Here is a 1233-nt window from a genome sequence, read left to right on the forward strand (position 1 = left end):
GAAATTCAGGTTTGACCTGCCAGTCATCAAAATAACTAGAATACATTAACTTTCCTTGTCAGCAACTAAACACCCGCATAACGGGCAAAAATACGTAGGCTACAATACCAAGCGAAGCGCAGGGAGCCTACGTGTTTTTGTCCCAGCGAGCCCGCGAGCGATTTAATGCGTTTGTTATATGACGATCTACACCTAGTTTGGGTTGTTGTTTTAGTGAGCAGTTAAATCTTTAAGTTTATTTTTGATCTCAATTTTTTGAGAATCATTACGAGAAACATTTAATAGTGTATTTAATGCTGAAATGTACGCAGTTTCCAAAGCTTGTTCTCTCGAAGTTTCGATATCTGGAGTTACACCGACCCATTCCCAATTGGTCTTTGTAATTGGATTTATGGCTCGCCCATAAGGTATACCGGCAATAAAACCATCGCCAAAATCGACAAAGCGCATTGGATTAGCGCCGCCACCAGTGGTTTCACCAACAATGGTTGCCCGTTTCAGACTCTTTAAATCATAAGTAAACGCTTCAGCAGCAGAAAAAGTATCGTTGCTTGTTAAAACATAAATGGGAATGGTTGGTCGCTTTTTCCCTCGTATATCTGTTGAAGTCCAAAATTCCTCGGTTTCATCAGAATTTCGCCAGTAAATACTACTAAGTTGAGTTCTCTCATTAAATAGATATCCACTAAGTAATTGAACCATTCTAGGACTCCCACCACCATTATTTCTCAGGTCAAATATAATGGCATCAGTTTCCGAGATAAATGACATAACATTAGCAACACGCTGCTCAGATTTAACATTTACCCTGTCAAAACCCCAGAATTCAATATAGCCAATATTACCTTCTAGTATTTCTACTTTACTAAATCCTGAATTTTTACGATCTAGTCTATCCCAATAACTTTCGGTTCGGGGTTTCGTACTAATTTCATTTGGATTTGACCAGCTAAGACTGAAATGTCTATCAAATTGCTTTAACTTCTCATTTATGACTTCTGCAAATTTATTGCCGTCAGGTAGCTTAACAAGAAAATCTGTTGAAGAAAGAGAGTCTAAAGAAGCTAAGATGCCAGGAATACTATCTTCAATAATGTATTGCTCAGAAATCTCTTGTTTTAGATTACTTAATATCTCAGCTTTTCTTGAATTATCTATGTTGTCAGCAAAGGTCATGCTTGGTATGAGCAGTAATGATATTATTAAATTACGCAAAAATCTTCCTTGAGTCAT

At 37.2% G+C, this 1233-nt stretch carries 1 protein-coding gene; it reads right to left on the bottom strand.

Annotated elements, in window-relative coordinates; all coding sequences use genetic code 11:
- Positions 1-210 precede the first annotated feature (210 nt).
- Positions 211-1233 (bottom strand): S41 family peptidase (locus ACFI34_RS18705; RefSeq protein ID WP_462674588.1); only part of this gene is annotated, 1023 nt, incomplete at its 5' end.

Source organism: Pseudoalteromonas sp. PSi26 (genome assembly GCF_054960575.1).